At 36.7% G+C, this 3,042-nt stretch carries 6 protein-coding genes; 2 read left to right on the forward strand and 4 right to left on the reverse strand.

Going from position 1 to position 3,042, the window contains the following annotated elements:
* From ACFIJW_RS07940 to ACFIJW_RS07955, 4 genes are all read right to left on the reverse strand, one after another.
* The coding region (locus ACFIJW_RS07940; RefSeq protein ID WP_375633873.1) for a Rha family transcriptional regulator at positions 1-204 on the reverse strand (204 nt) is incomplete at its 3' end.
* Between the two features lie 14 nt (positions 205-218).
* The gene (locus ACFIJW_RS07945) at positions 219-581 is read right to left on the reverse strand and encodes an antA/AntB antirepressor family protein (RefSeq protein WP_375633867.1); all 363 of its coding nucleotides are present in this window, start codon (positions 579-581) and stop codon (positions 219-221) included.
* A gap of 65 nt (positions 582-646) precedes the next feature.
* Positions 647-973, reverse strand: a complete 327-nt coding sequence (locus ACFIJW_RS07950) for a hypothetical protein (RefSeq protein ID WP_375633875.1) — start codon at positions 971-973, stop codon at positions 647-649.
* Between the two features lie 197 nt (positions 974-1,170).
* Positions 1,171-1,788, reverse strand: a complete 618-nt coding sequence (locus ACFIJW_RS07955; protein ID WP_012754749.1) for a S24 family peptidase — start codon at positions 1,786-1,788, stop codon at positions 1,171-1,173.
* A gap of 83 nt (positions 1,789-1,871) precedes the next feature.
* On the opposite strand from ACFIJW_RS07955, the gene ACFIJW_RS07960 reads away from it, so the two are divergent.
* Both ACFIJW_RS07960 and ACFIJW_RS07965 read left to right on the forward strand, forming a co-directional pair.
* Complete coding sequence (locus tag ACFIJW_RS07960; RefSeq protein ID WP_375633869.1) at positions 1,872-2,246, forward strand: hypothetical protein; 375 nt, start codon at positions 1,872-1,874, stop codon at positions 2,244-2,246.
* Between the two features lie 125 nt (positions 2,247-2,371).
* Positions 2,372-3,042 (forward strand): YdaU family protein (locus ACFIJW_RS07965; RefSeq protein WP_375633871.1); only part of this gene is annotated, 671 nt, incomplete at its 3' end.

Genomic DNA, 3,042 nt, shown 5'->3' on the forward strand with positions numbered 1-3,042 from the left:
TTGGGGCTTACCCTGTTTATCTAAATAGGTGGATCCAAATTTGGATTGACCCCCTTCAGGATATAATTCTCCTAACATTTGTCGAATATCACGCATAATATGCGCATGTTGCTTACCGCATAACTCTGCAATTTCACGACTAGACATGGTGGGAACAGTTGTGTTTTGAAAATTGTTTTCAGATATTGTAATAAAGTTTCGCATCATCACCCCCTTAATTAAGAAAAATACAAGTTTTGGTATAATATTCTGCCATAGTTTCTATGGCGCTCTGCTTTAGCAATTTTCTTTGTTGCGTGAATTTTGAAGTAATGATTATCGGTTTTATCTGTTTCTATTTCAGATTTTGGACAAATCTTCTGTCTGTTCCATTCTTGTTTTGTAAAAACAAAATCCACGCCTTCTTTTAGATCAAGCTTTTCAACACAATCGTTAAACCAAGTGGAAAAATCTTGTTTCAAATGTAAGTACCTATGCATTACATGGGCATTGACCATTTGGACATAACCGATTTTGTTGTCTACCTCGTTTTCAGGCGTGAGATATCCTTCACTATGAATATGAGTATCATGTGTGGTCATAAGTTTACTCTAATCAATTATTGATGGGAAAAGGGGAGGCGCTTTTAAAAGCGCCCTTTAGAATTTTAAAGCACATCACAAGGACGCAAACGGTGTTGTTGTTCATAAGTACCGTAAATCTCATCATTATATTTTTCGTCTGCTAAATCAGATAAAAGATCGTGGTAAGCATCACTTTCACGTACAAAGTCATGAACCTCACTATCCTCATGGAGATGTTCGATATTTTCTTTTACATATGCTTCTGCAATTTCTTCAGAGATATCTTCACAATTATTCTCAGAGGGATTTATACGAAAGATTTGGATTGCATCATCTACCTCATCAACAATGCTTAGAATTTGGCTTTCATCCAGTGGTCCCGACCGACCAATGTTTTGATCATCATCNATGGATACATTAGTACATTATGCACTAAAGATAGTCAAGTACATAATGTACTATTTTTTAAAAAAAAATAAAAAAAGACGAATCACGGCACAATTTAGAGAATCAAAATTTTGCTGTTTACTGATAAAAATCAAGCAAACTCGCTTCAATCTGTTGATGGCAATCTAATCGATAACGTGAACAGAGAATCGTATTGTGTTTACATATCAAGAATAGTGCGCCGTACACGACCTATTATAGAGATAGCGCCTTCAAGTTTTGGAGCCTTTATCGTTTTGTCGTATGAAGCGGGCTGAAAAGGAGGATCATCATTAGGTCTGTATCGTTTATATGTCGCTTGTCCAGATTCATCTGCAATTACATAGCAGGCATTAGGCACAAGTTTTTTGTCTCGCATATTTACAAATATTATAGAATCTGGAGGGCTAATTTTATTCATAGATGCCCCATCTACACGTAAAGCAATCCATTCACCGGCAGGAAGATTAACAGCCTCTGTCATAGGATAATCTGAAAAATCCATTATCCCATCTTGCTCGCTTAATTCTCCAGCGCTAATCCATGAAACGACAGGAATACTTATATTGAGGTTAGGATTTTCTTGAGGAGACTCGCCATACAAAATCCACCCCGGATCTACATTAAATACTTGTCCATAGAGCTCGGCTATTTGGCGCGAAATACCACGATTTCCATTTTCGTGACTAATTAGGGTATTTTGATTAAGAGCTGGTATAGCGCGCGCAGCTTCGCTTGGTGTTGCGTATCCAGCATTCTTACGCGCTATTTTAAGTCTATCTTTTGGCAAATAAGTCATTTGTACATTATCCACTATTTTTTTAATTCATTGTGTACGATTTTATCTTGATTTAAAATTGTACGTAATGTACTATTTGTGTCATGGTTAATGATTTTTATGTCAAAAGTTTGATTGAATCTTGGGGATCTATACGCCAATTTGCAAAAGAAATTGGTTGTAGCTATGAGGCTGCGCGTAAAATGCGTGATCGCAATAGTATTTCTCCAAAATACTGGAATATAATTATTCAGTTGTCTAAAGCCAAGGGTCTATCTTGGGTTACACTAGATTGGTTCCTACATAATTATGGGAGTAAATCCCATAGAGTTGTTCGTCCAATGACAAAACGAAGAAAAGATACGCTTCATCTGGTGGAGAAAATTAGTACAGCAAATGCATCACAAACAGTAATATCTTCTCATATTGCTGCCCCTACAGATAATAACAAACATCAACAGCAGCATTCACATTCTTAAACAGGCAAAAATAAAGAGATCAAATTAATAGATTACGCGTCACCATGCTCACGCATAAATACGCAACAGCCTTAAGGGGGGGATTATGATCACTAATTTATATTTAATAAAAAAAGGGGATGCGCATGTCTAATGGTATGCCATGGATAAGATTCCATTTGTATGACTGGATAAGTGGTACAGATGGAATGACGTTAGAGCAAAGGGGCGCTTATATGACGCTTCTCGTTCGCATGTACGATAAAAAAGCACCAATTAAAGAAGATTTTGAAACGCTTGCACGTGCTTGCAATTGTTCGCAGAAAAAATTTGCAGCTATTGTCGAATACTTAATGAGGAACGATAAACTTGTTGAGACAGATAATGGATTGTGGAATACGCGCGTTGAAGAAGAACTAAAAGATTTTTCTGATAAAAAAGAGCACATATCGCAAGTTCGTAGTGAAGCTGGTAAAAAAGGTGCACAAGCAAAAAACAATACAAAACAACATGTTAATAATTTTGCTGAAGCAAATGACAAGCAAAACGTTTTTTTTGCTGAAGCAAACGCTAAGCAAAATCAAGCTATAAAGAACCAGAATAAGAATATATATAAAAAAACTAAAACTAACGTTTTAGCAAAAAAAGAAATTGGTTCTGAAAGTTTAGAAACAAACGAACAGGTTGACGAGCCAACAGAGGTTGCTGCTGTTGAGACCACATCAGAGCAAATCGAAACCTCATCAGACAACCAACCTCCCATTCACGAGCAAGAGAACGTTCCCAAAAAAGCAAAACGAGCGCAAGCTAATCGCGG

Origin of the sequence: Bartonella sp. MM97QHHN (assembly GCF_042194285.1) — a bacterium.
In the GTDB taxonomy this organism is placed as follows: domain Bacteria; phylum Pseudomonadota; class Alphaproteobacteria; order Rhizobiales; family Rhizobiaceae; genus Bartonella.